The sequence below is a fragment of the Naasia sp. SYSU D00948 genome (assembly GCF_017916515.1).
Lineage (GTDB): Bacteria > Actinomycetota > Actinomycetes > Actinomycetales > Microbacteriaceae > Naasia.
The window spans coordinates 361,319-387,200 of the sequence record NZ_JAFMTA010000001.1; the positions used below are offsets into that span (position 1 = coordinate 361,319).

Below are 25,882 nucleotides of genomic sequence, written 5' to 3' on the forward strand. Positions count from 1 at the left end.
AAACGCGCCGCGCGGGACGACCCGGCGGGGACCAGGAGGAGGGGACGGCGGGATGCGCGATCTGCACATGATCGTCCTGCCCGGCGGGGGCTACCGGAACCTGGCCGACCACGAGGCGGAGCCGGTGGCGGAGTGGCTCGGCTCCCTCGGCTGCTCGGCCGAAGTCGTGCGGTATCCCGTGCAGACGCGGCATCCCGCGCCCCTCGACGCGGTGCGCGCCGCCGTCCGCAGTGCCCGGGAGCGCGGCGCGGCGCGCGTGGGCCTGCTCGGCTTCTCGGCGGGCGGCCACGCCGCCGGTCTCGGCGCCCTCGCGCCCGGCGCCACGGCCGAGGAGCGGGTCGACGTGCTCGTCCTGTGCTACCCGGTCACCTCGATGCGGCTCGACACGCACGCGGGATCCCGTGCCATGCTCCTCGGGCCGGCCCCGTCGGACGAGCTGCGCGCATCCACCTCGCTCGAGACCCTGGTCTCGTCCGATGCCCCGCCCGTCTTCGTCTGGCACACCGCGGACGATGCCACCGTGCCCGTCGAGCACTCCTACCTCCTCGGGTCGGCGCTCGCCCGGCACGGGGTCCCGCACGCGCTGCACGTCTACCCCTCGGGGCGGCATGGGCTGGGCCTGGCCCGGGAGGGCGGCGACGCCGGGGTCTGGACGCGCGACTGCGCGGAGTGGCTGGCGAGCCTGGACCTGCGGGACGGAGGGGGATCAGCGCGCTGAGGGCGCCGGCCCGGTGCTGCCGCGGATGCGCGCGCGGGGCCGCAGGTAGACCGACTCGGGCGCGTCCCGGGCCTCGATGAGCCCGGACATGCCGAGCCACGCCTTCTCGCCGAGCTCCTCGGCCGGCACGGTCGCCGTGGTCAGGGGCGGCGAGGTGTACGCCGCGAACGGGATGTCGTCGAAGCCGGCGACCGAGACGTCTTCCGGCACACGGACGCCGCTGGCGGCGAGGGCGCTCAGCAGGCCCATCGCGACGAGATCGTTGAAGGCCAGGACGGCGGTGGCCCCGCTCGCCAGCACGTCGTCGAGCACGGCGGCTCCCGCGTCGAAGTCGACTCCGCAGGGGACCTCGTCGACCCTGGCGCCGGGGTTGGCACGGCGGAAGTCCTCCACCGCCTCGAGGCGGTGGGCGTTCGATGCACTCCAGGGCACGCCCGCGAGGTAGAGGATGCGGCGGTGACCGAGCGCGGCGAGGTGCTCGAGGAGCTCCGTGAGTCCCGACCGGTAGTCGGCCGCCACGACCGGCACGCCCGCCCGCGGGTCCCGGTTGACGAGGACGACGGGCGCGAGCTCCGGGAGCAGCGTCGCGAGCCGCTCCTCGGGCATGCGGGGAGCGCAGAGCACGATGCCGTCGGTGCGGCGGCGGCTCGCGACGGCGAGGACCTCCTCCTCCTCGACCACCTCGGCCGAGTCGGCGACGAGCACGTGGTAGCCGCTCCGTGACGCCGCTCGACTGAGACCCCGGAGGATCGCCTGGAACGTCGGGTTGCCGAGGTCCGGCACCACGACGCTCACGGTCTGGGTCCGGCCGGAGACGAGGCTGCGGGCGAGCGGACTGGCCGTGTAGTTCAGCGAGGCCACGGCCGCCCGCACCCGGTCGGCGAGCGCGGGGTCGACGGAGGGATTGCCGTTCATCACCCGCGACACGGTGGCGAGGGACACACCGGCGTGCCGGGCGACGTCCGCCATCGTCAGCGGCTTGGGGGCAGGGGTGGCCACGTCGGCGCTCTCCTCTGCTTCCGGGGACGGCCGGGCGCGATCAGCCTAGTGTCCCGCCAGAAAGCGCTTGCTGCTTCCGGGGTGGACGGGGACGCGGGATCGCTACCCGAGCTGGAGCACGGACGGGCGGGCGACGCCTCGGACCGGCGTCGTCGGCCACCGCGGGTCGACCGTCAGCGGGGTGACGATGCCGCCCTCGATCACCACCGTGTCCTCGACCTTCGCGCCGGCCGCGGAGGGGTTCCAGGTGACGTGCGCCCGCGGCGCGAACACGTCGGGCAGACCCGGCACCGCTCGGGGGTCGCGGCCGTCGTAGCCCGCGGGGCCGCCCTGATGGTGGCGTGTCCACTCGACCGGCGGGAAGCCGTGTCGCGGGTAGGCGGCGGCGATCTCGGCGAGCGCGTCGCTCACGGCCGCACCCGCCCGGGTCACGGCGAAGGCGTCGGCCTCCACCTCGAGGATGCGCGCCTCACTGTCCTCCTCCTCCGCCGTCGCCGGCCCGAACCGGATCCAGCGCGTGAGGTTGGCGATGAGGCCCCAGCGGCGCGCGCAGAGGACCACCATCGCCCGGCGCCCGATCGGCGACGGCGTCGGGAGGGGATGCCGGTGCTCGGAGCGCGACTCGCCGCCGACGAGGACGACGAGGGAGTCCATGCCGCGGGAGGCCACGAGGCCGGTGACGCGCGCGGCGAGGGCGGCCTCCGTCATGTCCGGCGTCGCCCCCTCCAGCGCATCCGTCAGGGCCTCGGCGGCACGCCGCCCGAGCGCCGCGAACCGCGCGCTCTCCGTCGGGAGCAGCGCGGAGCGGGCGGCGCGGAGCTCGGCGGCGATCGCCGCCTCGGCGATGCCGTCCGCGGGCGCCGGGAGCCACCAGTCCCGGGCACGGACCTCGACGTCCTCCGGCAGCTCCTCGCGCAGCATCCGGTCCCGCTCGTTGCCGGTCAGGTGCACGACGTCCCCGTGCCGACCCACCCGGACCGCGACGATCGGCGGCGCGGCCAGGCTGACGTGGGTCCGGGCGCCGTCGAGGTACCAGTTGACGGCTGCGGCGGTCGTGAGGAGGACGGAGTCGGCCTTGTGACGGTCGAGGATCTCGAGCACTCTCGCACGCTTCACGGTCCGGTCCTCGCGACTGGGCGAGAGATCTCGCGTCCCGTCGGCGGGCGCTTCGGTGGGATCAGGACGCACGGGTGCCCTCCTCAGGACGGACCGGGTTCGCGACGTCGAAGGCGCGCAGCCGGCCGCACATGCCGAAGCCGCGCAGGGTGCCCGGCGTCTCCGCCTCATGAACCGCTGCGGCGGCCAGGTGCGGCGCAGCACCGGCCGCGAGCGCAGCGACCGCGGAGAGCGTCTCGGACGCCTGCGCCAGGGGTCCCTCGCGCACGATCGCCTCCCAGGAGGGTGCGAGCGGCGCGACCAGCGCCGCCGCCGCGTCGTGGAAGGCGCGCAGCGGACCGAGGTCCCCCGCCCGCGCCGCATCGCGGAGCCGGACGAAGCCGGTGACGGCGAGGTCGCGGCGCCGGGCGGCATCGACGGCCCGCTCCGCCTCGGTGGTCCGCTGCGGCAGGCGTGCCGCCGCCCGGTAGGCGTCCGGGTCGGCGAGGACCTCCGGCGGGAACGTGAGCACCGCGTCCCCCGCCTCCGGCAGACCCGCGTTCTGCATGAGGACGACCACCTGCAGGCCGCCGAGATTGACGGCACGGTGGATCGTGCCCGGCGTGAACCAGACGACCGATCCCGGCTCGAGGGGCGTCTCGCGGTAGCCCTCGAGGTTCAGCGTGTGCAGCTCCCCCGCCCCGGCGACGACGATGTAGCACTCCGTTGACGCCAGATGCAGGTGGGGGCTGCCGCCGACGATCCCGTCCGGCGCGGCGTCGTCGTACACGTCGAGCAGGCTCACCGAGGTGCCGCCCGGGAAGCTGCTCCGCGTCATCCCGCCGCCTCGACGACGGAGCGGCCGGAGGTCCGGGCGAGCACGTCGCGGGCGGCCGTCAGCAGATCGTCCGCGACGTCCTCGGCCGCACCGTCCGCGACGCCGACCGCGTACCGGAACGCCACCGTCTCGCCGTCGCCGATCTCGAGCTCCTCGCTGAAGAACGGCGCGGGGTTGAGGCACGCGAACTGCTCGCTGCGCGCGAACCACTGCGGAGGATGGTGCGGGTTCGCCTCGTCGTCGACCATGAGGATCGTCGACGCCGCGTCCGACTCGTCGTGCCGCCCGGTGAAGGCGAGCCACTCCGCCCTCCGCCCGCGCAGCTCGTCGCCTCCCGACCCCTCGGCGCCCACCAGCCGGCCGCCGGTGAAGGACCTCGGCCCGCGCCAGAAGAGCCCGCCGTACCCGGCGTTCTCGCGTCCCTTCGTGGTCGGGGACCCGATCGAGACGCTCGCGCCGGACGCGTTCGTCATCGCCGTCTCGAACACGAGCACCCAGGCGGCGTCGGAGACCAGCTCCGCGCGCAGGCTGCGCCGCTCGGTGAAGTACGGTGCTCCCGCCTGCGTGATCCAGTCGAGCTCGTGCGTGAACTCGGCGCCGCCGCCGTCGCGGCCGAGGCCGACGACTCCCCGGTGGCGCTGGGTGCCGTTGTTGTCGAGCTGCACATAGGAGCGGCCGTGGACGTAGGTCGGGCCGCCCCAGAAGTTCTGGTCGCCGACGTTCGGGAGGGACCAGGCGATGCCCTTGTGCCACACGTGGTCGTGCGGGCGGTAGAGACTGACCACGTGGCCGGCCCTGGTCCGGACGGGATGCACGTACGGCTTGGGCGACTCGAGCTGGACCGTGTCCGGGGCGTAGACGTAGCGGAGGAGCGGGTTGTCGCCGTCGCGCACGGTGACGGCGACGTCGACCTCGTGGTCGAGCGCGAGCCCGCTCATCCGACCGGCTCCTTCAGACGCGGCCACGGCACCGCGCCACCGTCCATGCTCCGCGTGAAGGGGTCGTCGCCGGAGAGGTCCCCGGCCGCCACCGGGAGGCCGCGGAAGGCCGACGCGTAGGTCGCCGCTGCGAACTCCATCGTGCGGCGGGCGTCCGCCAGGGAGACCCCCGGCTCCTCCCCGGACTCGAACGCGTCGAAGATGGCCTGGAGCTGCACCAGGTGCCCGCTCTCGTCGTCCACGGCGTCGCGCGTCCAGAGCTCGGCGAGCTCCTCGTGCCCGGCGACAGGCGTGAAGCGCCAGTCCTCGTTCCGGTAGCCATAGACGTGCTCGAGCTCGACCGTGGCGTGCTCGAAGTCGAACCGCAGCCGCGAGCTCTGCCGCGGCGACACGATCGAGTTGACGACCGTCGCGAGCGCGCCGTTCTCGAAGCGCGCGATCGCCATGGAGACGTCCTCGGTGTCGGTCGGCCGGCTCTGCCGCGCCGCCATGGCGGTGACGAGGCTCCACGGTCCGAGGATCGACAGCAGCAGGTCGAACTGATGGATGCCGTGACCCATCGTGGGCCCGCCGCCCTCGACCTCCCACCGGCCCCGCCAGGGCACATCGAAGTAGCCGTCGTCGCGGTACCAGAGGGTCTCGCAGGTCGCGACGAGGGGCCGCCCCAGGGCGCCGCTGCCGACGAGCCGCCGGAGCCGGACGGCGCCGTCGCCGTACCTGTGCTGGAAGACCGTGAGCATGGGCACGCCGGTCTCCTCCTCGACGACGGCGAGCTCGTCGAGCTCGCGCAGGCTCAGGGCCGGGGGCTTCTCGACGAGCGCCGGGACCCCGGCGCGCATCGCGGCGATCGCGAGCGGCACGTGGGTCTTGGGCGGCGTGCAGATGTGCACCAGGTCGAGCCGCTCCGCCGCCAACAGGTCGGCCGCGTCCGTGTACACGGCGGGCACCGAGAACTGCTCCGCGAAGGCCGTGGCTCGGCTCTGGTCGACGTCGACGACGGCGACGAGCTGCGCCCGGTCGGGCAGCTCGCGAAGGGCGTTCGCATGCGCGTGCGCGATCGCCCCGGTGCCGATGATGGCGGCGCGGAACGGCGGTCGGGAGGTGGACATGAGGTGGGAGGTCTCCTTCTCCTGCGGGTCGGCCCCGCCGCGAGCCGGCGGGGCGGCGGCCGTCTCCCCGCGGTCGTCGACGACCGCCTCGGGGCCCTCCGATCTCGTGGCCGGAGCGCCTCTCCCTCAGTTCTAATGGCTCCCGGCCGATTGGGGAAGCGCTTTCCCGACTTTCCCGAGATCGTTCCGCGCGCGCCCGCCCTGCCGCGGAAGGGTCAGGGCACGGTGTAGCCGGCGGCCTTGAACAGCCCGTACCACTCCTCCCGGGTGAGGCGGATGTCCGACCCGGCGGCCGACTCGCGCACGCGCTCGGGCTTCGTGGTGCCGAGCACCACCTGGATGTTCGCGGGGTGACGTGTGATCCAGGCGACGGCGATCCCGGTCGGCGTGACCTCGTACTTCGCGGCCAGCTCGTCCAGCAGGTCGTTGAGGTCGGCGAACTTCTCGCGGTCGCCGATGAACGTCCCGGTGAAGAACCCGGCCTGGAACGGCGACCACGCCTGCAGCGTGATGCCGTGCAGCCGGGAGTAGTCGAGGATGCCGTTGTCGCGGTCAGTCGACTGGTCGAGCGCCCCCATGTTCGGAGCGATGCCCTGCGCGATCAGCGGGGCGTGCGGGATGCTCAGCTGCACCTGGTTGACGAGCAGCGGGCGGCTCACGGAGCGCTTGAGCAGCTCGATCTGCCCCGGCGTGTGATTCGACACCCCGAAGTGGCGGACCTTGCCCGCGCTGTGCAGCGTGTCGAAGGCCTCGGCGACCTCCTCCGGCTCGACCAGGCTGTCCGGGCGGTGCAGCAGCAGGATGTCGAGGTAGTCCGTGCGCAGCGCCGAGAGGGATTCATCGACCGAGGAGAGGATGTGCTCCTTCGAGAAGTCGAAGACCCCACCCGGCCGGATGCCGACCTTGCTCTGCAGGATCATCTCCCCGCGCTCCGCGGGCGACAGGTCGAGCGCCTCCGCGAAGCGGGCCTCGCAGCCGTGCAGAGGGTCGCCGTACACGTCGGCGTGGTCGAAGAAGTTGATGCCCTCCTCGCGGGCCGCGCCGACCAGGGCCCGCACCTCCTCGTCGCTGAGCGACTGGATCCGCATGAGGCCGAGGATGATGTTGGAGGCGACGAGGTCGGTGCCGGGGAAGGTCAGAGTCTTCATCCCTCCGTCTTACCCCCTCCGACGGTCGGCCGCCCGAACCGGGCGTCTCTTCGGATAGGAGGGCCTCTCCGGTGGCGTGGACTCTTATCCAATCGACAAGGAACGGTCAGCCCTTCTCCATCCGCCCCGTGGGCTCCGGATAGCCGCCGCCGCGAGCGTGAGCGGCAGCCCCTCATCGGGAGGGGCGGAAGGAGCACAACCATGGAGACGAGAAGGAAGCTGACGGTCGCAGGGGTCTCCCTCGCCGCGGTCATCGCCGGCGGCGCGCTCACGGCGGCCGCCATCCCGGCCGTGGCCGTGACCGAGTCCCCCACGTCGAGCGAGACCCGGCCCGACCGCGGCCCGCACGAGGCGAACGGCATCACCGAGGAGGAGCTCACCGGCGACGTCGCGGAGCAGGTGGAGGCTGCGGTGCTCGCCGAGTACCCCGACGCGACGATCGAGCGGATGGAGACCGACGCCGACGGGGCCGCGTACGAGGCGCACATCACGCAGGCGGACGGGACGCGGGCGACCGTGAAGCTCGACGAGTCCTTCGCGATCACGGGCACCGAGACCGGCGGCCCGGGCGGCGGCCACCGCGGGGGCGGCCCCCGCGAGGGCGAGGAGGAGCTCACGGGCGACATCGCCGACCAGGTCGAGGCGGCGGTGCTCGAGGAGTACCCGGACGCCACCATCGACCGGATGGAGACCGACGCGGACGGCGCGACCTACGAGGCGCACATCACGCAGGCCGACGGGACGCGGCTGACCGTGAAGCTCGACGAGTCGTTCGCCATCACCGGCACCGAGGAGGGGCGCACCGGCGGCGGCCCCCGAGGGGACCGGCCGGGCCGGGACGGCTTCGACGACTCGGGTTCCGACGACACGGACACCGACGACACGGACAACGGCACCGACCCCGACACGGAGACGGGCGCCGCGAGCTGATGCCCGGCCTGCCCGCGTCCGCCTCCGGGGTGCCGGCGGACGCGGGTAGCTAGCCGGCGCGCACCACGCGGAGCCAGACGAAGCCGTGGGGCGGAAGGTCGATCCCCGCACTGAGCGTGACCGCCTTCCCGGACACGAGCTCCACCGCCTCGGAGGGCAGTCCGGACAGCGTCACCTCGTTCACGTGCTCCCGCCGGTCCCCGAAGTTGGCGAGCACGACCACCGTCGACTGCTCGGCGCCGATGCCCGGCCGCTGATAGCCGAGGACCTGCGGGTTGTTGGAGTGGAACGGCACGAGCGCGCCGTCCCAGAACTCGGGCGTCGAGGACCGCACCTCGATGAGCCGCCGCAGCCGCTGGAAGATGCGCCCCGCCGGGGTCGAGGGATCGCCCCGGTCCGCGTACGCCTCGGCGGGATACCGCGGCCGCCCGACCCAGCGGCTGTCGTCCGCGTGGCCGGGCTCGAAGACGTAGCCGTAGTCGTTCAGCTGGCCCACCTCGTCGCCGAGGTAGAGCAGCGGGATCCCGCCCGTGCTGAGGACGACCGAGTGCATCAGGACGATCCGGTCGACGGCTCCCGGGTCGCCCGCCTCGAGCCCCGCGAGCGAGGCGGTCGCTCCCGAGATGCGGCAGTCGCCGGTCCGGGGATTGTCCTGGAAGGGGACGCCGCGGGCGAAGCTGCCCGGGAAGCGGTTGACGTAGAACGCGTTGAGGAACCTCCGGTGGTCGTAGCCGTTGATCCCGAGCTCGGCGGCGTCCTCGTCCGCGAACGTCCACCCGATGTCGTCGTGGCTCCGGACGTAGTTCACCCACGCGGTGCCCGCGGGAAGGGCATGCCGCCGATCCAGTGCCTGCTGGAGCAGCCCGACGTCGCGCGTGGCGAGGGTGCTCCAGAGCAGCGCCATCTGCAGCGGGTTGTAGCTGAGCTGGCACTCCTGAGGACTGATGTACTGGATGACCTCGTCCGGGTGGACAATCGCCTCCGACTTGAACAGCATCGACGGCGCCGCGATCCGGCAGACGGCGTTGAATGCCTGCAGCAGCAGGTGCGCCTCGGGGAGGCTCTCGCAGGGGGTTCCGAGCTCCTTCCAGATGAACGCGACCGCGTCCATCCGCAGGATGTCGATGCCGACGTTGGCGAGGAACAGCATCTCGCGTGCCATGGCCCGGAACACGGCGGGGTTCCGATAGTTGAGGTCCCACTGGAAGGTGTGGAACGTCGCCCAGATCCACCGGCCGTCCGGCAGCTGCACGAAGGATCCCGGATGGTCCTCGGGGAAGATCTCGCGCACGGTCTGCTCGTAGGCGTCGGGCAGCTCTCGATCCGGGAAGATCCAGTAGTACCCCTCGTGCTCCGGGTCGCCGGCCAGGGCCCTGCGCGCCCACTCGTGCTCGTTCGAGGTGTGATTGAAGATGAAGTCGACGACGAGCGAGATCCCCGCCTCGCGCAGGTCCGCCGCGAGCGCCCGGAGGTCGTCCATGGATCCGAGCGCCGGGTTCACCTCGCGGTAGCTCGACACCGCGTAGCCGCCGTCCGAGTTCTCCTCGGGGGCGAGGAACAGCGGCATGACGTGCAGGTAGGTCATGCCGAGCTCGCGGAAGTAGGGGATGCGGTCGCGCAGCCCGGCGAGGTTCCCCGCATACCGGTCCGCGTAGCAGACGCCGCCCAGCATGCGGTTGGACTGGAACCACTCGGGGTCCTCGACCCGAAGGGCGTCCCGCCGCTTGAGCTCCGGGTCCCTGTCGGCCCACGACGCCGCGGCGTCCGCGGCGAGCCGCCGGAGCTGCTCGCGCACCTCGCCGCTGTCGCCGTAGACGCGGAGGAACAGGGCCTGCAGCCTCGGGAACTCCGCGTGGAAGCGCTCCTCGAAGGCCCGCCAGTCCTCGTCGGGCACCCTCTCGGGACGCAGTCCGGTGAGCAGTTCCGCACTCGAGGACACCGACTCCGCCTCTCCGTCGAGATCGCGGCCGGATGACCGCACCACCGCATCATGACCGGTTGGGGAGCGCGGCGGGAGAGGTTGCCCCGAAGTCGCTGCGCCCCCGTCGGCCGCTCCGCCGATACCCGTCCCCGCCCTTCGGCCCGATGTCAAGAGGGCGGGCATCCGAGCCGTCCCACCGCGACGAATTGCTACCGTCGGCACACGGACTGGCACCCCCGGGGGGAGCGATGGCGATCGAACACCTCGACGTGGTGGTCGTCGGCGCCGGCATCTCGGGAATCGGCGCCGCCTGCCACCTCGTCACCGAGTGCCCGGACCGGAGCTACGTTCTCCTCGAGTCCCGCGAGGACATCGGCGGCACCTGGGACCTCTTCCGCTATCCCGGCATCCGCTCGGACTCGGACATGTTCACCTTCGGCTACTCCTTCGAGCCGTGGCAGGACCCGAAGACGATCGCGGACGGGGAGTCGATCCGCCGCTACCTCGCCTCGACGGTCGCCAAGTACGGGGTGCGCGACAGCATCCGGTTCCGGCATCGCGTGACGAGGGCGGAGTGGTCGTCCGAGCGCGCCCGCTGGACCGTGACCGCCACCCGGACCGACACCGGTGACGAGGTCCGGTTCACGTGCTCCTTCCTCCTCGTGTGCTCGGGCTACTTCCGCTACGACCGGGGCTACACCCCCGACTTCGCGGGCAGCGGCGACTTCCGGGGCGCCCTGGTGCATCCTCAGCTCTGGCCCGAGGACCTGGACTGGACCGGGAAGCACGTGGTGATCATCGGCAGCGGTGCGACGGCGGTCACGCTCGTCCCCGCCCTCGCCGAGCGCGCCGCCTCCGTGACCATGCTGCAGCGCTCCCCCACCTACATCTCGTCGCGCTCGAGCCGGGACCGGATCGCGGACCTCCTCCGCCGGGCCCTGCCCCCGCGGCCGGCCTTCGCCCTGATTCGGTGGAAGAACGTCGCCTACTCGGCGCTCACCTACCGGCTGAGCCGGCGGCTCCCCGGGATCGTCAAGTGGGCGGTGCGGCGGGATCAGCGCAAGCGCCTCCCGGAGGGCTACATCGAGCGCCACCTCACGCCGTCCTACGAGCCGTGGGATCAGCGGTTCTGCGTCGCGCCCGACGGCGACCTGTTCGCGGCGATCCGGTCGGGCACGGCCCGCATCGTGACCGACCACATCGAGCGGCTCACCGAGGACGGCGTCCTCCTCCGCTCGGGGGACCACCTCCCCGCCGACGTCCTCGTCACGGCGACCGGGCTCCAGCTCCTCCCCCTCGGCGGGATCTCGCTCGCGGTCGACGGCACCGAGGTCGAGATCGGCCGCACCGTCGCCTACAAGGGCATGATGCTCTCCGGCGTCCCCAACTTCGCGCTCGTGATCGGGTACACCAACGCCTCCTGGACGCTGAAGTCCGACCTGGTCGCCGCCTACGTGTGCCGGCTCCTGAACCACCTGACGCGGACCGGACAGGACATCGTGGTCCCCGTCGCGCCCGAGCTCGACGAGGCCTCGCTCGAGCCCCTCATCGACTTCACCTCCGGCTACGTGCGCCGGAGCATCGCGACCCTGCCGAAGCAGGGCCCGGCCGCGCCCTGGCGGCTGCACCAGAACTACTTCCGGGACCTCCGGATCCTGCGGGACGGGCCGCTCACGGACGGGGTGCGGTTCGCGCAGGCGGGAGCGCGGCTGCCCCTGGAGGAGGTGAGCCGATGACCACCTCGCTGGCGCGGTCCGCGGAGCTGCGCGTCGCCGGTCGCCGCGTCCGCTACCGCGACACCGGTCGCGGCGAGCCGGTCCTGCTCGTGCACGGCATCGGCCGGAGCCTCGAGGACTGGGACGAGCAGCACGACCTGCTGTCCGAGCGCCACCGGGTGATCAGCGTGGACCTGCCGGGCTTCGGCTGGTCGGACCGACTGCCGCACACCACGACGCTCGACCGGCTGGCCCGGTGGATCGCGGTCTTCCTCGACGAGCTCGGGGTCCGCGAGCCGGTCCACCTCGTGGGGAACTCGCTCGGCGGCGCCGTCGCGATGACCTTCGCGGCGGAGCATCCCGACCGGGTGCGTGACCTCGTGCTCGTCAACAGCGCCGGCTTCGGCCGCGAGGTCACGCTGGGCCTCCGGCTGCTCGCCCTGCGCCCTCTCGCGCGCCTGCTGCTCAAGCCGAGCCGCACGAGGGCCGCCCGCGGCCTCAAGGGCATCTTCCACGACCCCGCCTTCGTGACCGAGGAGCGGATCGCGCACGCCCACGCTCTGGCTCAGCGGCCGGCCGACGCGATGCTCGAGACCGCCCGGCAGCTCGGCACCTTCCGCGGGGTCCGGGAGCCGTGGCGCAGCGAGCTGCTCGCCCGCATGGCGGACCTGCACTTCCCCGTCCTCGTCGTCTGGGGCGCGAAGGACCTGATCCTGCCCGCGGTCCACCTCGAGGCCGCGAGGACGGCGCTCCCCCGCGTCCGCACCCACCTCTTCGACGACACGGGCCACATGCCGCAGATCGAGCAGGCGGAGCGGTTCGCGGAGCTGATCGAGCGGTTCTGGTCCGCGGAGAGCGACGAGGGGCGCGCCTAGGACCGGGACGCCCCGCGCTCCTCCACGAGCTCCCGGTGCGCCGTGCTGTGCAGGTGGAAGTCCCGCACGTCGCCCGCGGAGAGCGTGAGCAGGATGCCGATGTCCAGCACGAGGTTGAGCACCCACAGCTGGAACGCGAGGCCGGACGGCGCCGGCGGGCCGCTGCTCAGGCCGATCGCGATCCCCACCACGCTGAGGGTGAGGGCGACGAGCCGGGCGGCGGGGTGGCCGGTGAACGTGAAGTGACCGAGCAGCACGTAGATGAGCGCCGCCAGCAGCATGCCGGGCAGCAGCACCGAGAGCCGCTCGGGCGACCCCGGCAGGTCGAGCCACCAGGACTGCTCCGGCGCGGAGAACGCGGCGACGCCGAGGACGCCCGCCATGCCCGTCCCCACCGCCACCGCCGCGCGCGCGAGGATGAGGGCGTAACCGAAGTAGAGCGTCATCGGACGCTTGATCCGGTTCGAGGACGCGGTGTCCTTGACGGCGTCGATCAGGGATCGGGCGGACCCCAGGGACGCCTCGAGGCGGCCGCTCGGCACCGAGGGAGCCGCCTCCGGGACCCGGATCCCGCGGAGGTCGACGACGGGCAGGTCGCCGTCCGTCTCGATCGCGTCGCCGCCGCCGTTGCGGGAGTGGTAGCCGGAGGAGAAATGGCGGATGACCGTCGTCTCGGCCTCGGGGTTGGCGGCCGACAGCGTGCCGACGATGTGGTCGCGCTCCTGGTCGGTGTCGCCCGCGATCTTGTGCGTGATCTGGAGGGTGAAGATCGAGAGCCCGACCCGCCGGTCGTAGGTGCCCGCGGCGAGCCAGTCGACGGCGGCTCCGCCGGGGAGGAACCACCCCTCGGGCGTGCGCCAGAAGCGGACGTGGTGCCGCCGGGCGGGGCTGCCCTCGACCTCCTGCTGGTAGGTGAACGCCTGCATCCGGCCGAACAGGAACAGCGGACTCACGGGAGCGGTCGGGTAGGTGCGGCGGGTCAGCGTCGACGTGACGATCCGGAGTCCGCTCCGGAAGCCCAGCTCGTCGGCCAGCTGCCACCCGGCCCGTGACATGGCGGTGTGGATCTGCTCCTCGGACCCGAGGAAGGCCACGTTGACCGGATCGCCGAGAAGCCCCTCGTAGGTCCTCGTCCTGCCGATGAAGTAGTCGGGGACGTAGATGATCGTGAGCATCGTGTGGATGCGCGGCAGGAGCAGGTAGGCGAGCACGACCCACAGGACGAGCACGAGCCACCAGTCGCTGATGCCCCCGAGCACCATCTGCCGCACAGTGAGCACGGCGAGCCAGCCCGCGGCGATCGCCCCGAGCAGGAAGAAGACGCCGTCGAGGACGACGACGACGGGCTCCGACAGCCGGGGAGCGTGCGGCAGCGCGTGCCTGTGCCGGCTGGGCCTGCCCATCCCGCCTCCGCTGGTCCTCGGTCCGCCTGCCGGACGTCCCTGACGAACCTACCGCCCCGCGCTCCGCCCCTGAGCATCCCTCGCATAGCCCATGGGCAGCCGACCCGCCAAGTCCGGGGCTCGTCATATTTCCCCGCGTGGCGCCGTGTTGAGGAGTGTGCCGGTTCGTGTCACGAGCGGTGTCGGCACCGTTCGACCGCTCCCTAGCCTGAGCGGGTTCCTGCCCCTGCATCCCCTCGAGGAGACCGCGTCATGCGCCAGCGTCCCCGCACCACTCTCCCGCTCGCCCTCGGGCTCACGTCGATGATCGCGCTGAGCGGCTGCGCGGCCGGCAGCGCCTCGTCCTCCTCCGGAGAGCGGGTCGAGGGCGGCACCATCGTCTACGCCCACCAGCAGGAGCCGCCCTGCGTGTTCGGCGGGTGGATCGAGCAGGCCTACCTCTCCTACCAGGTGCTCGACAACCTCGTCTCGCTCGACGAGGACGGCGAGGTCGTCCCCTGGCTCGCCGAGGAGTGGTCCGCGTCCGAGGACGGCCTGACCTGGACCTTCACCCTTCAGGAGGGCGTGCAATTCACGGACGGCACCCCGGTGGACGCGGAGGCGATCGCCTACAACTTCGACTACTGGGTCGCGGGCGGCAACAGCACCGCGCAGGTCTGGCTGCAGGACTACTACGAGTCCGCGAACGCGGTGGACGAGCGGACGGTGGAGATCCACCTGAAGGCCCCCTACCCGCGCCTCGCCGACAACCTCACCCAGGGCTACTTCGGGATCCAGTCGCAGCACGCGCTCGAGACGCGCAGCGACGAGGAGAACTGCGCGGCTCCCATCGGCTCTGGGGCCTTCACCGTCGAGCACTGGACCCGCGGCCAGAACATCACGCTCGTCCGCAACGACGAGTACACGTCCTGGCCCGCGAACGCCGAGCACACCGGCCCCGCGTATGTGGAGCGCATCGACTGGCGCTTCGTGCCGGACGGCACCACGCGCGTCGCCGCGCTGCAGAGCGGCGAGGTCGACGCGGTGTACGACGTGCCGGCGGTCCAGTGGCAGTCGGTCGAGGACGGCGGCTTCGAGCTCCACCGGTACATCACGCCGGGACGCCCCCAGCAGCTGTCGTTCGACACGAAGGAGGGCCCGTTCACCGACCAGCTCGTGCGCCAGGCCTTCGCGTACAGCCTGGACCGCGAGGAGATCGTCGGGACGATCGGCCACGGCGTCATCCCCTGGGAGGGCAACGGCGGCGTGAGCCAGGCGACGCCCGGCTACAGCGAGAAGGCCGCCGGCTGGTACTCGTACGATCCCGACCGGGCGAACGAGCTGCTCGACGAGGCCGGCTGGACGGAGCGCAACTCCGACGGCGTCCGGCTGAAGGACGGCGAGCCGCTGAAGGTCGTCCTGCCCTACGGCGCCGGATCGATCCTCAACGCCGACGGCGCGGCGATCCTGCAGGGCGTCAAGGAGCAGGCGTCCGAGGTCGGCTTCGACGTGGAGCTGGTCCCGGTTCCGCAGAGCGAGCTCTTCGCGGGCGCCTACTCGACGCCCGAGGAGCGCGACTTCGAGGTCGGCTACTGGACCTCGGTGACCGCCGGGATCCTCTACATCAACTGGCGCCCGAGCACGGAGGAGGCCCCGAACTACAACAACGGCGCCTTCTACGACGACCCGGAGCTCGCGGCGATCATCCTCGAGGCGAACTCGACGGCCGACGTCGAGGCGCAGAACGCGCTGTACGCGAAGGCCCAGGAGTACATCGCCGAGCGGGCGCTCGCGATCGGCCTCTACGACCGGCTGAGCACCCTCGCGGTGGACCCCTCGCTGCGCGGGGTGTGGCAGGAGCACGCACAGGGAGGGCCGACGTTCTATGACGCGCACTTCGTCCAGTGACGCGCCGGTCGTCGCGGGGGCTCCGGCCCCCGCGGCGGCCCGCCCATCCCGGCTCCGCTCAGCCGGCCGGCTCCTCGCGGGCCGCGTCGTCTCCGCCGTCGTCGTCCTCTGGGGCGCGGCCACGGTCGCGTTCTTCGCGCAGCAGCTCCTGCCGGGCGACCGCGCGACCGTGATCCTCAACATCCGCACGGGCCGCGCGCAGCGCCGTACCCCCGAGGAGCTCGAGCCGATCATCGCCCAGTTCGGGCTCGACCGCAGCGTCCTCCAGCAGTACCTGGACTTCCTCCGGGGGCTCGTGGTCGGCGACTTCGGCACCTCGTACCAGCAGTTCCGCCCGGTCACCGCGATCCTCGGCGAGCAGCTCGCCGCCACGGTGACCCTGTCCCTGGTCGCGATCGCGATCTCGTGGGTGCTGATGGTCGTCTGGGTCACCCTCACCGCCGGGCGGGGACCCCGCGTCGGCGCGGTCGGCTCGGGCGTCGACGTCGTGGCCGCGGGCCTGCCGCACTACTGGCTCGGCATCATCCTCCTGCTCGTCTTCGCGCTGGGGCTGCGGTGGTTCCCGGTGATGGGCGGGACGGGCCCGGCCGGCATCGTCCTGCCCGCCCTGACCCTCGCGATCCCGCTCGCGGGCTTCATGGCCCAGGCCACGCGCACCGAGTTCGAGCGGGCGCTCGAGCAGCCGTTCGTCGTGAGCGCGCGGATGCGGGGCATGGGCGACACGGCGGTGCGGCTGCGGCACGTGCTGCGGCACGCGGTGCTGCCCGCCGTCACGCTGTCCGGCTGGGCCCTCGGCGCGACGCTGTCCGGGGCCGTGGTCGTCGAGTCGATCTTCTCGCGGCCCGGCATCGGCTCGGTCCTCGTCACCGCCGTCAACTCGCAGGACCTCCCGGTGGTCGTCGGCGTGGTCACGCTCGTCGCCGTCGTCTACGTCGTCGCGAACCTCGCGGTCGACATCGCCTACACCCTGATCGATCCGCGAGTGAGGCTCTCATGACCGCTCTCCGCCCCGCCCGCTCCCCCTCGCGCCCGTCCCGCAGACGCGCACCGTGGTCGCTGGCCCCGGCTGCCGCCCTGGTCGGGTTCCTCGGGATCGCGCTCGTCGCACCGCAGGTCCTCGCGACCCACGACCCGTTCGCGCTCGACTACGCGGCCGCGCTGCAGCCGCCCTCGCTCGCGCACTGGTTCGGCACGGACGAGTCGGGACGCGACCTGTACAGCCGCGTCGTCTTCGGCACCCGGGAGTCCCTCGCGATCGGTCTCGGCGCCGCGGCGGTCGGGCTCGCCGGCGCCATCGTCCTCGGTGCCCTCGCCGCTCTCGGGCCGCGGCCGGTCGCCGCGGCCGTCGACCGCCTGCTCGAGGTGCTGTTCGCCTTCCCCGCGCTGCTGCTCGCCCTGCTGCTCATCGCCATCGCCGGACCGAGCGCGCTCACCCAGATCCTCGCGGTCGGCGTGGGCACGGCGCCCGGCTACGCGCGCATGGTGCGGGGCCAGATCCTCGCGGCGAAGAACTCGGGCTACGTCCAGGCGGCCGTCGCCCTCGGCCATACCCGGTGGCGCATTCTTCGCGCCCACGTGCTGCCGAACGCCCTTCGGCCCCTCGTCGCGGTCTTCGCCCTGTCGGTGGGTCAGTCGATCGTGTGGGCCTCGAGCCTGTCGTTCCTCGGCCTCGGGGTCGCGCCGCCCTCGCCCGAGTGGGGCGCCCTGCTCGACGCCGGGCGCACGTACATCGTCCAAGCGGGATGGCTCGTCGTCATCCCGGGACTCGTCATCGTCGCGCTCGCGCTGACCGCGACCACTCTCGGCCGCCACCTCCAGGCCGGCCTCGAGCGAGGGGAGAAGTAAATGACCGCGATCGACACCGCCGTCCGGTTCGAGCGGGCGGAGCGCCGGGACGTCCCGCCGGCCCCGCGGCTCCGGGTCCGGGGGCTCGACGTCGGGTTCCGGGTCGACGGCGCCGTCCGCCGGATCGTCTCCGGCGTGGACCTCGACCTCGCCCCGGGCGAGTGCGTCGCGATCGTCGGCGAGTCCGGATCGGGCAAGAGCGTGACGGCGCGATCCCTCGTCGGCCTCACGGGGCGCGGCGCCGTGGTCGAGGCGGAGGAGCTCTCGCTGCACGGCCGGGACGTCCGGCGCTTCCGCTCCCGCGACTGGCGCCGCGTCCGGGGACGCGAGGTCGGGTTCGTGCTGCAGGACGCCCTCGTCTCCCTCGACCCGCTGCGGCCCGTCGGCGCGGAGATCGCCGAGGCGCTCCGCCTGCACGGCGTGCCCCGCGGGGAGCGGCGCGCCCGCGTGCTCGAGCTGCTCGCGGCCGTCGGCGTGCCCCTCCCCGAGCTGCGGGCGCGGCAGCGACCCGGCGCGCTCTCCGGCGGGCTCCGCCAGCGCGCGCTCCTCGCGTCCGCGATCGCGCTCGATCCCGACGTCATCATCGCCGACGAGCCCACGACGGCGCTCGACGTCACGGTTCAGGCGCAGGTCCTGAGCCTCCTCGAGGAGCGGAAGCGGCGCGGCGCGTCGATCGTGCTCATCAGCCACGACCTGTCCGTGGTGGCGCGGCTGGCCGACCGGATCCTGGTGATGCGCTCGGGCTCGGTCGTCGAGCAGGGGCCCTCCACGGACGTGCTGCGCAACCCCGTGCACGACTACACGAGGGCCCTCATCGCCGCCGTGCCGAGCGCCGCGACGCGTGGCCGCGCCCTCAGTCCGGTGGCGCCGCCGGCCGCGGCGCTCGGCTCGTCCCGGCCCGCGCCCGCCGCGGCCGACGCCCCCGTTCTCCGCGCCCGCGGGCTCGTCAAGCGCTTCGTGCGCCCGGACGGCACGGAGACGCGGGCCGTGGACGGCGTCTCGTTCGACCTCGCGCCCGGCGAGACGCTCGGGATCGTGGGCGAGTCGGGCTCGGGCAAGAGCACGACCGCGAAGCTCGCGCTAGGCCTCGAGGAGCCCGACGCGGGCACCGTCGAGGTCCTGGGCGAGCCGTGGTCGCCGCTGCCGGAGAGCCGCCGCCGGGAGCGACGCCGGCTGATCTCCGTGGTGGACCAGGACCCGCTCAGCTCCTTCGACCCGCGCTGGAACGTCGAGCGCATCCTCGTCGACGCCCTCCCCGAGGCCGAGCGCCGGGATGCGGCGCGGCGGCGGGCGCGGGTGCGCGAGCTGCTCGAGCTGGTGGGCCTCCCCGAGGCGGTGCTCGCGCGGTTCCCGCTGCGGCTCTCCGGTGGCCAGCGCCAGCGGGTGGCGATCGCCCGGGCGCTCGCGCCCCGTCCGTCCGTGATCGTCCTCGACGAGGCGGTCTCCGCTCTCGACGTCACGATCCAGGCGCAGATCCTCGACCTGCTCACCGCCCTGCAGCGCTCGTCCGGTGTCGCGTACCTGTTCATCTCGCACGACCTCGGCGTGATCAGCCACCTCAGCGACCGGGTGCTCGTGATGAAGGACGGCGTTGTCGTCGAGGAGGGCACGGCCGAGTCGGTCTTCGAGCGGCCGGCGCACCCCTACACGCGCGAGCTCGTCGCCTCCATCCCCGATCTCCCCCTGGCCGCGTCCGCGTCCTGACGAAAGGATCCCTCATGGCCGAGCGCAAGCAGCTGTTCCTCAACCTGTTCGAGATGGCGTGCGTGAGCCACATCACGCACGGCCTCTGGTCCCTTCCGGGCAACAACCGGCACCGCTTCGGCGACCTCTCGTACTGGACGGAGCTCGCGCAGCTGCTGGAGCACGGCGGGTTCGACGGGCTGTTCCTCGCGGATGTCATCGGCGCCTACGACGTCTTCCGCGGCGGACCCGAGACCGCGCTGCGCGAGGGCCTGCAGAGCCCCAACCTCGACCCGCTGCTGCTGATCCCCGCGATGGCGACCGTGACCGAGCGGCTCGGCTTCGGCGTCACCTTCTCCACGACGTACGAGCCGCCGTTCGCCTTCGCCCGCCGCATGTCGACGCTCGACCACCTCACGAGGGGCCGCGTCGGCTGGAACGTCGTGACCTCCTACCTGCCCAACGCCGCGCGCAACTTCGGGCTGGAGGGGGAGGTGCCGCACGACCTGCGCTACGAGTACGCCGACGAGTACCTCGACGTCCTCTACAAGCTGTGGGAGGGCTCCTGGGACGACGACGCGATCGTCGCCGACCGGGAGCGGAAGGTGTACACGGATCCCGCCAAGGTCCGCTACATCGACCACGTCGGCGAGCGGCACCGGGTGGCGGGCCCGCACATCGTCCACCCCTCGCCGCAGCGCACCCCCGTGGTGTTCCAGGCCACGGGATCGCCGGCCGGCATCGAGTTCGCGGGTCGGCACGCCGAGGTCGTCTTCACGGGCGGGCGGACGTCGGAGGAGTTCCGGCGCAACGCGGACTCGATGCGCCAGGCGGCGGTCCGGCACGGCCGCGAGGCGGACGACGTCAAGTTCATCGCGATGGCGGGCGTGATCGTCGGGAGGACGCAGGAGGAGGCCGAGGACAAGTGGCGGCTCTACCGGGAGAACGCGTCCCTCGACGGCATCCTGGCGCATCACAGCCTGCCGGTGGACCTCACCGCCTTCCCGCGGGACATCACCGTCGGCGAGGCGCTCATCCGCGCGGACGTGCGGCCCGAGGCGGTGCCGTTCCTGCCGCTCGGCCGGACCGTCGGGCAGGCGCTCGACTTCATCGCGGGCGTCCGGGACGACCGGTTCCTCGTGGTCGGCACGCCGACCACCGTCGCCGACACCATCGAGAGGTGGCTCGACGAGGACGGCCTCGACGGGATCAACCTGCGCCAGTACCACTCGTTCGACACTGCACGGGACTTCGCCGAACTCGTCGTGCCGGAGCTCCGCAAGCGGGGCCGGCTTCCGCAGGAGGGCGAGCGCTTCGGCACTCTGCGGGAGCGCCTGTTCGGCGCGGGCCGCGCCCGGCTGCCGGAGCGCCACATCGGCGCTCGCTACCGCGGGGGCGCGAACCTCGACGACCCGGTCCCGCCGCTGCGGCTGCAGGCCGGGAACGTCGCGTCGTTCTGATGCCCGTCCGGGCCCGCTGCTTACCCGAGGCAGGCCGCCGGCGACGATCGCCCGGCGGTCTGTTGCGGCGCATGACGCCGCGTGAAGCGGCGCGGCTCCATGTTTCGCCGCGACTGCGAGCTCGCGCGATCGCGTCCCTAGCCTGGCGGAATCCTCCCTCCGAGGACCGCACCGCCCCGTTCCCCCGACTTCAGGAGAAGCACCGATGACCGTCCTCCCGACGAGCCTCTCCCGCGACCCGGCCCGCCTCGCGGCCCTCGCCACCGCCGCGACGCCCCTGCCGAGGCCCCCGCACATCGTCGCCGTCAGCGGCAGCCCGACCCGGCCGTCCCGCACGAGCGTCCTCGTCTCCGAGGTCGCCGGCGCGTTCGCGTCGCGCCTCGGCGGCACGTCGACGGTCATCGAGCTCTCCGGCCTGCTCGGCGAGCTCGGGGCGGGCCCGTACCGCGATGACCTCGGGCCGGCGGCGCAGGACGCACTGGCGACGGTGGAGGCCGCGGACCTGCTCGTCGTCGGCTCCCCCGCCTACCGGGCGACCTACACGGGCCTGTTCAAGCTCTTCTTCGACCACATCGGCCAGTACGCTCTCGTCGACAAGCCGGTGGTGCTGACGGCGACCGGCGGCAGCGACCGCCACGCACTCCTCGTGGAGCACCAGATGCGTCCGCTGTTCGGCTTCTTCCAGGCCCTCACCGTGCCGCTCGGCATCTTCGCGAACCAGGGCGACTTCGACGGATACGAGCTCCGCTCCGACCAGCTGCGCGGGCGGATCGACGCCTCGGTCGCGCGGACGGTCCCGGTCGTGCTGGCCCAGCTCGACCCGACCGCCACCGCCGTGCAGGACTTCGCCCGCCCCGACGCGTTCTGAGCGGGCGCGGGTCCTGCGGACAGGCGCGGGTTGAGGACGAGGCGGCTGTCCGCACGACCCGCGCGGGGCGTCAGGCGAGCGCCGCCTCCACCTCGTCGCGCGTCGGCGGGTTGGCGCCCGCGCGGGAGACGGTGATCGCGGCGGCCGCCGCGGCGAACCGGCCGAGGTCTGCGAGCTCCTCCTCCGTCAGCGAGCCGGGACGCCGTGTCGCGAGACGGGCGATGAGGGCGGACATGTACGAGTCGCCGGCGCCGATCGTGTCGGCGACGGTCACGTGCGGGGCCTCCGTCTCCGTGGACGCCTCGGCGGTCGCGAGGAGGGAGCCGTCCCCTCCGGCGGTGAGCGCGACCAGCTCCGGGCCGAGCTCCAGGATCCGGTCGAGGACCGCGCGGGGCGCGAGCTGCGGGTAGAGCCAGGAGGCGTCCTCGTCGCTCAGCTTCACGACGTGCGCGAGGGCGGCGGCCTCCTCGAAGCGGCGCAGCGCCGTCTCGTGGTCCCCGACCAGGTCGGGACGGATGTTCGGGTCGAACGTGACGGTCGCGCTCGCCCGCCACTCGCCCATCTTCTGCAGGACGACGGCATCCCCGGGGTGCAGGAAGGCGGCGATGGATCCGGTGTGCAGCACGTCCGCGCGGGGCAGCTCGTGCGGCAGCCCGGGATCCCAGCCGATCTCGAACGTGTAGGCGGCGCTGCCGGACTCGTCGAGCACGGCCTCGGCGGTCGAGGTCCGGTGCTCGGGGCGCGTGGCGAGCACGCGCACGCCGGCGCCCTCGAGGTGCCGGCGCACCGCCCCGCCGCGCTCGTCGTCGCCGAGATCCGTGAGCAGCGACGTCCCCACGCCGAGCCGCGCGAGCCCGAACGCGACGTTCGCGGGGCTCCCGCCAGGGTGCTCGCGGCTCCCCTTCGCATCGCGGACGATGTCGACCAGGGCCTCGCCGATCACGAGAGCGTCCACGCGCGGGCTCCTTCCTGCCGCCTCAGCGGAGCGGCCATGCTGTCAGGAGCCCTCCCGAGCTCTGAACCACATAGTCGGACGCCGGGGCCGCGAGCGCAACGCCGAGCAGACCGGACGAGGTGGACACCTCCGCGACGGGACCGTCGAGGATCAGCCGGACGGTCCCGCCCTCGAACGGCATCGCCTCCGGCCCGGCGTCGCTGTGCAGCGTCAGCTCGCCGGGCGACGTGGTGAGTGCCATCCTCACCCGGCCTCCGCTGCGCACCTCCAGTCGTGCGGCGTCGCTCTGCGGATCCCAGACGACGTCCGCGGCCGTTCCGAGCGGCGTCCCCTCGGAGGCCTCCGGCGCGCGGTACCTCTCGAGGTCCGGGTGCGGCGCGGCGCTCGTCCGGTCGCCGGTGACGGTGAGGACGTGCGGGACGCTGTGGGCGCTCGCCCAGCCCGCCTCCACGTCCGAGACCCCGCGCATCCAGAACAGGAGGCACGGCCGGCCCTCCGCATCGCGGAAGAACGACGGGGCGTAGTAGCTGGGCCCGTACGTGAGGCGCCCCCAGTGCTCCGCCCGGAAGGAGCCGTCGGCGTAGGTCCCGATGCCGTACGCGGCGTAGTGCAGGGCGTCCGCGTCCCACACCGAGGAGACGAGGACCGAGCTGCCGTCCACGTCGACCACCTGGGGGCACTCCCAGAGCGCGCCCGTCCAGATCGGCTCCCGCTCGTGCGTGGAGCGGGATGCGGCGATCCCCTCGTAGCTCCAGGTCGCGAGGTCCGGCGAGGTGTAGGAGAGCCCCGCGGCGGTGCCGTCCGTGAGCGCCGCACCGACGAACATGCGCCAGGTCGCCGCGTCGCGGCGGAGGAAGGGGTCGCGGTAGGCGACGAGGTCGAGGTCGGCGGGGGCCTCCGCGACGATCGGGCCCTTCCGCCACTCGATCCAGTCGTCGTCGACGGGGGTCGCGGTCCTGATCCTTCCCATCCCGAGGTCCGGCCGGGCCGTCGAGGTGTAGAAGATGGTGGCGGCGCCGGCGTCGTCGAGCGCGAGCGACCCCGTCCAGATGCCGTCGTCGCCGTCTCCGGGAGCGAGGGCGACCGGGAGCTCCTCGAGCGAGAAGAGGTCCTCGCCGCGCGCGTGCCCCCAGTGGCAGTTCGGTCCCCAGATGGTGCTGTCCGGAACGTACTGGAAGAACACCTCGTAGCGGCCGTCCCGGTACGTGATGCCGTGCGGGTCGTTGATCCAGCCGCTGCGGGCGGTGAAGTGATACCGGGGCCGCATGTCAGTCCCGCCCGGGCAGGGACCCGCTCGCGGCCCGTCTCGCCTCCGCGGGCACCGCGCGGGGCTCCTCGTCCGTCAGCAGCGTGAGCCTCCCGTCCTGCCAGCCGACCGGGAGCGGGTCGGTGATCTCGCCGACGAACCGCCCGTCCACGTCCTCGTTGCGGAAGGCGAGCATCGCCCAGCCGCCGTCCCTGCGCTGGACGAGCCGTCCCACGTAGACGCTCTCGTCGGCCAGGCGGTAGGCGGACCGGACGTCGAAGGGCCCGACCCCGGCTCCGGACACGTTCACGGCCCAGACGCCGCCCCGGCGGCCCGGCTCGCTCAGATCCTGCCCTCCGCAGGAGAAGAGCAGCACCCGCCTCCCGTCGACCTCCGCCAGCTGGGTCACCTCCAGCTGGCCGAATCCGCTGCCGGGTTCGCTCGCGGGTGGGAGCACCGTCCACTCCACCAGGTCGTCGGAGCGCGCGTGGCCGACGACGCCGCGCTCGGCGGGATCTCCGGTGCGTGCGCGGGCCGTGATGAGCATGTGCCAGCCGTCGTCGCCGCGGAACACCCACGGATCGCGCCATGCCTCGTCCCTCCAGGCATCCTGCTCGAGGGTCTCGTACCAGCGCGGGTCGGCCTCCAGCACGAGCGGCGGATCGGGCTTGGTCCAGGAGTAGAGGTCCGGCGAGGTCGCCATCCCGATCCGCTGGACCAGGCCATGACCCCGACGGTCGACGCCGGTGTAGAACATGCGCCACGTCCCGCCGTCGTGGACGACCGATCCCGTCCACGTCGCGCGGTCGTCCCAGGCGGGCTCGTCCGCCGGGACGATCGCGTCGACCTCCTCCGTCCACTCCACGAGATCCCGGGAGGTCGCGTGACCGATGGAGGCACGCAGGTGACGGCGGTCCGGGTCCACGAGGGCTCGGGACGCCTTCAGGAAGTACAGGTGATAGGTCTCGCCGTCGTCGGCGAACCAGAAGTCCCAGACCCAGGACGACGTGAGACGGAACATCACTGCCTCCGGTCGGACGGGGAGGCGACGGACTCGCGCCGGACGAGCGGGCACGGCATGAGGACGGGGCCGTCGGCGAGCTGCCGCGCCTCCTCCCCTCCCTGCAGCAGGGCGACCAGGGTGTCGACCGCCCAGGCGCCCATCTCGTAGTGCGGGAGGGCGACGGTGGTGAGCCCGGGCGACAGATTCGCGGCGATGAGCTCGGAGTTGTCGAACCCCACGACGGACAGGTCCTCGGGAATGCCGAGGTGTCGCTCGGCGGCGGCCCGATACGCCCCCATCGCGGTCGCATCGTTGAAGCAGAAGAGCGCGGTGGGGCGGTCGGGCAGGTCGAGGAGGCGGGACGCGCTCCGGTAGCCGCCCGGAACGTCGGGCAGCGCCTCGGCGACGAGTGCGGGATCGAAGGGGACGCCGGCGGATGCGAGGGCGGCGGTGTAGCCCCGGAGCCGTCCGTGCGGGGCAGGCAGGTCCTCGACGTTGTTGGCGAAGCCGATGCGCCGATGCCCCGCCTCGAGCAGCGCCGACACCGCCGCGCGCGCACCCCTCTCCTCGTCGGGCACGACCGAGGGGATGATGCCGGCGCGGTCCCGCGCGTCGATGAGGACCGCGGGAACCTCCTGGAGGTTGGCGGGGAGCGACACCTCCCGGTGGAACATCGTGGCGTAGAGGATGCCGTCCACCTGCCGGTCCAGCAGCGCCGCGACGTCCCGCTGACGGTCCTCGACCGCGTCGGTGCGCGGGGCGCTGAGGATCACGAGGGTGAAGCCGTGCCGCCGGGCCGCCTCCTCCGCCCCGAGGATGATCCGGCCGGCGTGCGGGGTGGTCGCGATCTCCTCGCTGATGAGCCCGATCATCGTCGACCGCTGGGTCCGCAGCCCCTGGGCCATCCGGTTCGGCCCGTAGCCCAGCTCCCGGGCCGCCTTGCGCACCCGGAGCCTCGTCTCCTCATTGATGCGCGCCTGCGGGAAGTCGTTCATCACGTGCGACACCGTCGTGATCGAGACGCCCGCCGCCGCAGCGACGTCCCGGATTCCCACTCCCCGTCGAGCCATCTCGCTGCCCCGCGATCCCTCAGGAGGACCGCCCGGTTCCCGTGCGGCCTCGCCCGTCCGATAAAACGTTTTGTCATCACGTTTCGGCGGAAGGGTAGGCCGCCGCCAGTGGACCGTCAAGAGGGGCCGGAGCCCCCACCGCCGCGGCCGCGGCGGCTGCCCGGAACGGCTATGGC

General features: G+C 73.0%; 22 protein-coding genes. 10 read left to right on the forward strand and 12 right to left on the reverse strand.

Features of this window, described 5'->3' with window-relative positions:
• The first annotated feature begins 52 nt into the window (after nt 1–52).
• A complete protein-coding gene (locus J3P30_RS01730) occupies nt 53–718 on the forward strand; it encodes an alpha/beta hydrolase (RefSeq protein WP_210479231.1) in 666 nt (221 codons plus the stop codon).
• Here J3P30_RS01730 and J3P30_RS01735 read toward each other — a convergent pair.
• From J3P30_RS01735 to J3P30_RS01760, 6 genes are all read right to left on the reverse strand, one after another.
• The gene (locus tag J3P30_RS01735; RefSeq protein ID WP_210481819.1) at nt 707–1,687 is read right to left on the reverse strand and encodes a LacI family DNA-binding transcriptional regulator; all 981 of its coding nucleotides are present in this window, start codon (nt 1,685–1,687) and stop codon (nt 707–709) included. The two genes, J3P30_RS01730 and J3P30_RS01735, sit on opposite strands and share 12 nt — an antisense overlap.
• Before the next feature lie 132 nt (nt 1,688–1,819).
• Nucleotides 1,820–2,833, reverse strand: a complete 1,014-nt coding sequence (locus tag J3P30_RS01740; protein ID WP_307807357.1) for a M24 family metallopeptidase — start codon at nt 2,831–2,833, stop codon at nt 1,820–1,822.
• 61 nt (nt 2,834–2,894) lie between these two features.
• Nucleotides 2,895–3,650, reverse strand: coding sequence for a cupin domain-containing protein (locus J3P30_RS01745; RefSeq protein WP_210479233.1), 756 nt, complete (start codon nt 3,648–3,650; stop codon nt 2,895–2,897).
• A complete protein-coding gene (locus tag J3P30_RS01750) occupies nt 3,647–4,588 on the reverse strand; it encodes a PmoA family protein (protein WP_210479234.1) in 942 nt (313 codons plus the stop codon). Before J3P30_RS01750 ends, J3P30_RS01745 begins: the two co-directional genes overlap by 4 nt.
• Nucleotides 4,585–5,697, reverse strand: coding sequence for a Gfo/Idh/MocA family protein (locus J3P30_RS01755; RefSeq protein WP_210479235.1), 1,113 nt, complete (start codon nt 5,695–5,697; stop codon nt 4,585–4,587). Before J3P30_RS01755 ends, J3P30_RS01750 begins: the two co-directional genes overlap by 4 nt.
• Nucleotides 5,698–5,912: 215 nt before the next feature.
• Nucleotides 5,913–6,845: an aldo/keto reductase family oxidoreductase gene (locus J3P30_RS01760; protein ID WP_210479236.1), complete on the reverse strand. Its 933-nt coding sequence runs from the start codon at nt 6,843–6,845 to the stop codon at nt 5,913–5,915.
• Nucleotides 6,846–7,046: 201 nt separating this feature from the next.
• Here J3P30_RS01760 and J3P30_RS01765 point away from each other — a divergent pair, with 201 nt between their 5' ends.
• On the forward strand, nt 7,047–7,775 hold the full coding sequence (locus J3P30_RS01765; protein WP_210479237.1) for a hypothetical protein: 729 nt from the start codon (nt 7,047–7,049) through the stop codon (nt 7,773–7,775).
• Nucleotides 7,776–7,824: 49 nt separating this feature from the next.
• Here the strand turns inward: J3P30_RS01765 and J3P30_RS01770 are convergent, their stop codons facing one another.
• A complete protein-coding gene (locus J3P30_RS01770) occupies nt 7,825–9,684 on the reverse strand; it encodes an amylosucrase (RefSeq protein WP_246852870.1) in 1,860 nt (619 codons plus the stop codon).
• Between the two features lie 260 nt (nt 9,685–9,944).
• Between J3P30_RS01770 and J3P30_RS01775 the strand changes: the two genes are divergently transcribed.
• Nucleotides 9,945–11,432 carry an NAD(P)/FAD-dependent oxidoreductase gene (locus tag J3P30_RS01775; RefSeq protein ID WP_210479239.1) on the forward strand — a complete coding sequence of 496 codons (1,488 nt, stop codon included), beginning with the start codon at nt 9,945–9,947 and terminating at the stop codon, nt 11,430–11,432.
• On the forward strand, nt 11,429–12,286 hold the full coding sequence (locus tag J3P30_RS01780; protein WP_210479240.1) for an alpha/beta fold hydrolase: 858 nt from the start codon (nt 11,429–11,431) through the stop codon (nt 12,284–12,286). The genes J3P30_RS01775 and J3P30_RS01780 overlap by 4 nt, the downstream gene beginning before the upstream one ends.
• Here J3P30_RS01780 and J3P30_RS01785 read toward each other — a convergent pair.
• Entirely contained in the window at nt 12,283–13,689 is a 1,407-nt protein-coding gene (locus J3P30_RS01785) for an LssY C-terminal domain-containing protein (RefSeq protein ID WP_210479241.1), read from the reverse strand. The genes J3P30_RS01780 and J3P30_RS01785 overlap by 4 nt on opposite strands.
• A gap of 252 nt (nt 13,690–13,941) precedes the next feature.
• Between J3P30_RS01785 and J3P30_RS01790 the strand changes: the two genes are divergently transcribed.
• The 6 genes from J3P30_RS01790 (at nt 13,942) to msuE (ending at nt 21,432) form a co-directional block, all read left to right on the forward strand.
• Nucleotides 13,942–15,576 (forward strand): ABC transporter substrate-binding protein, encoded by a 1,635-nt coding sequence (locus J3P30_RS01790; protein WP_210479242.1) that lies wholly within the window; start codon nt 13,942–13,944, stop codon nt 15,574–15,576.
• Entirely contained in the window at nt 15,554–16,573 is a 1,020-nt protein-coding gene (locus J3P30_RS01795; RefSeq protein WP_210479243.1) for an ABC transporter permease, read from the forward strand. Before J3P30_RS01790 ends, J3P30_RS01795 begins: the two co-directional genes overlap by 23 nt.
• A complete protein-coding gene (locus J3P30_RS01800; protein ID WP_210479244.1) occupies nt 16,570–17,421 on the forward strand; it encodes an ABC transporter permease in 852 nt (283 codons plus the stop codon). The genes J3P30_RS01795 and J3P30_RS01800 overlap by 4 nt, the downstream gene beginning before the upstream one ends.
• Nucleotides 17,422–19,125 (forward strand): ABC transporter ATP-binding protein, encoded by a 1,704-nt coding sequence (locus J3P30_RS01805; protein ID WP_210479245.1) that lies wholly within the window; start codon nt 17,422–17,424, stop codon nt 19,123–19,125.
• 14 nt (nt 19,126–19,139) lie between these two features.
• The gene (locus J3P30_RS01810; protein WP_210479246.1) at nt 19,140–20,564 is read left to right on the forward strand and encodes an LLM class flavin-dependent oxidoreductase; all 1,425 of its coding nucleotides are present in this window, start codon (nt 19,140–19,142) and stop codon (nt 20,562–20,564) included.
• 205 nt (nt 20,565–20,769) lie between these two features.
• On the forward strand, nt 20,770–21,432 hold the full coding sequence (msuE, locus tag J3P30_RS01815) for an FMN reductase (RefSeq protein WP_210479247.1): 663 nt from the start codon (nt 20,770–20,772) through the stop codon (nt 21,430–21,432).
• Between the two features lie 70 nt (nt 21,433–21,502).
• On the opposite strand, the gene J3P30_RS01820 is transcribed toward msuE, so the two are convergent.
• Genes J3P30_RS01820 through J3P30_RS01835 form a run of 4 tightly spaced genes read right to left on the reverse strand, consistent with a single transcriptional unit; the run spans nt 21,503 to nt 25,706 of the window.
• Nucleotides 21,503–22,387, reverse strand: coding sequence for a carbohydrate kinase (locus tag J3P30_RS01820; RefSeq protein WP_210479248.1), 885 nt, complete (start codon nt 22,385–22,387; stop codon nt 21,503–21,505).
• A 22-nt stretch (nt 22,388–22,409) separates the two neighbouring features.
• Nucleotides 22,410–23,654 carry a glycoside hydrolase family 32 protein gene (locus J3P30_RS01825; RefSeq protein WP_210479249.1) on the reverse strand — a complete coding sequence of 415 codons (1,245 nt, stop codon included), beginning with the start codon at nt 23,652–23,654 and terminating at the stop codon, nt 22,410–22,412.
• A 1-nt stretch (nt 23,655) separates the two neighbouring features.
• A complete protein-coding gene (locus tag J3P30_RS01830) occupies nt 23,656–24,654 on the reverse strand; it encodes a glycosyl hydrolase family 32 (protein ID WP_210479250.1) in 999 nt (332 codons plus the stop codon).
• Nucleotides 24,654–25,706 carry a LacI family DNA-binding transcriptional regulator gene (locus J3P30_RS01835; RefSeq protein WP_210479251.1) on the reverse strand — a complete coding sequence of 351 codons (1,053 nt, stop codon included), beginning with the start codon at nt 25,704–25,706 and terminating at the stop codon, nt 24,654–24,656. Before J3P30_RS01835 ends, J3P30_RS01830 begins: the two co-directional genes overlap by 1 nt.
• Between the last annotated feature and the right edge of the window lie 176 nt (nt 25,707–25,882).